Annotated in this window: 3 protein-coding genes; 2 read left to right on the top strand and 1 reads right to left on the bottom strand. The window is 55.8% G+C overall.

Going from position 1 to position 2988, the window contains the following annotated elements; all coding sequences use genetic code 11:
• On the top strand, positions 1 to 476 hold a 476-nt coding region (locus AAAC48_RS12120), incomplete at its 5' end, for a response regulator transcription factor (protein ID WP_340654413.1).
• 847 nt (positions 477 to 1323) lie between these two features.
• Here the strand turns inward: AAAC48_RS12120 and AAAC48_RS12115 are convergent.
• Complete coding sequence (locus tag AAAC48_RS12115) at positions 1324 to 1578, bottom strand: hypothetical protein (RefSeq protein ID WP_340654412.1); 255 nt, start codon at positions 1576 to 1578, stop codon at positions 1324 to 1326.
• A 345-nt stretch (positions 1579 to 1923) separates the two neighbouring features.
• On the opposite strand from AAAC48_RS12115, the gene AAAC48_RS12110 reads away from it, so the two are divergent.
• Entirely contained in the window at positions 1924 to 2736 is an 813-nt protein-coding gene (locus tag AAAC48_RS12110; protein ID WP_340654411.1) for an alpha/beta hydrolase, read from the top strand.
• The last annotated feature ends 252 nt before the right edge of the window (positions 2737 to 2988 follow it).

Genomic DNA, 2988 nt, shown 5'->3' with positions numbered 1-2988 from the left:
CCAGGTTCATGGATAACTCGATCGCGTTCGAGATCGAGACGCTTGTTCGGAGATTTCCGAACATCCCCGTCATCGTTCAGGCAGAATTATGCGGATTTCAGCAGATTTTGAACGTTCTCGAGCAAGGTGCACGCGGCTATCTTCCCGGCAATGCGGGGATATCGGTCTGTATTGAAGCAATATCGATGGCCTTGGCCGGCGGTGTTTTCGTAGCGGCGGAGACCCTCAGCGATATTCAGCGCATCCTCGGGACAAGGCGTTATCAATCCAAGCGCGGGGAAATGTTCACGCCGCGGGAGGAGGACGTCATCCGGGTCCTGCGGCTGGGAAAGGCAAACAAGACAATTGCCTATGCCCTCAAGCTTGCACCGAACACTGTAAAGGTTCACGTGCGAAATATCCTGAAGAAGCTGCGGGCAACGAACCGCGCTGAGGCAATATACAAGATCAACGCCATGTATGACGAGATGGCGTGACCATCCGTTACAGCCCACAAGAGCCCTACCACCCGTCTCACGCGGTTCTCACAGAACGGTCACATTAAGGCCATCGCATGGGCATCAGGGGCGTTATTCTGGCTGTCACGAATATAAGAAAGGAGCCTCCGATGCTAGAGTACCGTGAACCGACTTTGGACGAACTGTTGGCCGAACCCATGATCCGCCAAGTGATGGCGAGCGACGGAGTGGACAGCGCCGAAATCACAGCATTGATGTCACGGATGCATTCGCGTCAGTTTCGCATAAAGCGACCACGATTAACTCTGGACGATTTAATGGTGGCGGAACAGAGATCGTGGCGTACTGGAATCGCCGACGCCAGACCTAAGACTTCCTGAGGTCCCCGACGAAGGCAATTTGTGGGGCACATGCCTAGTGGCTTTGGGTGGTTATCGCCTATCCCGAGGCGAACACGTTCCTCTGGCTGCGATAATCCCTGAATCGATCGAAGCTTGGCGTTGCGATTTTCGTCCATTTCGCCGAGCGCGAGGTCATGACAACTCCCGGATGAGCTTCAGCCTGATTGCCCTCGCAAAATCCTCGAGTTTTCCTATATCCATAATGAACCTGTTCGGACCCAAGATGACTCTCCTCTTGGGCGCAGGGGTCTCCATCCGTCGCCGGAAATATCCACGATCAGCCTTCGGGCGCAATTGCGGGTCGGAAAGCAGGTCAAGCGCGGCCGCAGGCCGTCACCATTGTATCTGATCAGAACCAGCGCAAGTTAAGGTTACAGTAGCCAGGCGCCGATCGTGACTAACAATTTTGTCCGTCAATCAATCCTATTGCATCAAATCACACAGAGCCATTACTCGGTGCCGGCTCATGCATTCAAAGGAACATCGCTGCGAGGGTGAGTGGCTGTTCGCAATTTCTGCCGCCGCATCGTGATAAGCGCGTTGATGGCACGCTGCACCTCAGTTGGGGCCCAGCCAGCCAAATAGGCATCCGACTGCAACGCAGCGATATCCTTGAATTTGACGTCGTCCAGTTCGAGAAAGCGCCCGCGTAACGCCTCCTTGCAATGTTTATCTCGTTCCGGGTAATAGCCGGTCCGTATAGGGGACGGGATTGGCATCGTTTCTTCCTCCTCAACGATCCCGTGGTCAGCAGGCGGCTATTCAGAAAATCCGGGCCTTTGTGTTCTCTGCAAAACCACTCCCTTCATAACGCTTCTCAAAGCCAAATGATCCCTGCACTCGGCGCGCTTGTACAAACAGTAGCTCACAGAACGAGAAGCCGCGATTATTCAGTAATTGAACTTACGTGCTCGGGGGTGAAGCCCTGGCCGTTTTGGAAGAAACGCCGTATATCTGAGCCCTTCCAATGTTCAGGGGCCAAGCCCGCCGCATTCAGGAATGGGTCGAGTTTGCTGCTGAAGAGGTTCTTGACATTTGACCGACCTGCGGGTGGACATGTTGTCGTGAGCGCCACAAAGCTCCTGCTGACCTTGCTGCTGATGGCGGCCTTCGCCTACGTGTCGCTCGTCGGCTTGATTTATCTTTCACAGCGCGCCCTCCTCTATCCCGGCGCCAGCGCGACACTTGCTCCAGAGCACGCGAGCTGGGGCGAAAACGTATCCATCAGCACGCCCGACGGAGAGACACTTCATGGTCTATACGTCCAGGGCGAATCCAGCAAGCCGTCGGTGCTGTTCTTTCTCGGAAACGCTGACCGGATCAGCAACTACGGCTTCCTCGCCCAGGCGCTGGCCGCGCGGGGCATTGGCTTGCTGGCGATTTCCTATCGCGGCTATCCGGGATCGACCGGCTCACCGAGCGAAAACGGACTCCTGACCGACGGCATTGCCGCGTTCGACTGGCTTTCGGTACACTCTGAATGCGAGATCGTTGTGCTCGGCCAGTCGCTGGGCAGCGGCGTCGCCGTCAACACGGCCGGGCAAAGGCCGGCTGTCGCCGTCATCCTTGTGTCCGCTTACCTGTCGGTCCTGTCGCTCGCCCAGACGTATTACTCGTTCTTTCCGATTTCGCTTCTTATCAAGGATCCCTTCCGCTCAGATCTCAAAATAGCAAAGGTGAGGCAACCGAAGCTGTTCATCCACGGTCGGCGTGATGATATCATCCCGCTGTCTTCGGGCGAGGCGCTATATCGCACTGCTCCCGAGCCCAAGCAGATGCTGATCTATGACGGCTCTGGTCACAATGATATTTGGGACGAACGCATGGTTGGTGACGTCATCCGTTTTGTGGAGGCGCTGAAAAGAGGCGTTATCTAGAGAGCCCCCTAGCGGAATTCCACGGCAGCAAGGTCCTCAGATTCCTTGGATTGGTGCGGAACCGGCTTGGCTTGGGCGCTCGCACAATGGGTTGCTGTCGATCGCGCCCGTTGCTTTGCTGTTTTGAGTGAGCGACGTCAGCCGTACTCCGGTGGCTTAACAGCCAAGCCGCATCAACAAGCTTTGAACTATAGTCGGCTTTATCGGCCGAACATCTCCCGCAACCGAGCAAACATGCGTTGTCTCGCAATA

The organism is Phyllobacterium sp. (genome assembly GCF_037994405.1).
Classification (GTDB): domain Bacteria; phylum Pseudomonadota; class Alphaproteobacteria; order Rhizobiales; family Rhizobiaceae; genus Phyllobacterium.
Note: the sequence above shows the minus strand (reverse complement) of the source record. Positions and strands in the feature narration are given on the sequence as shown.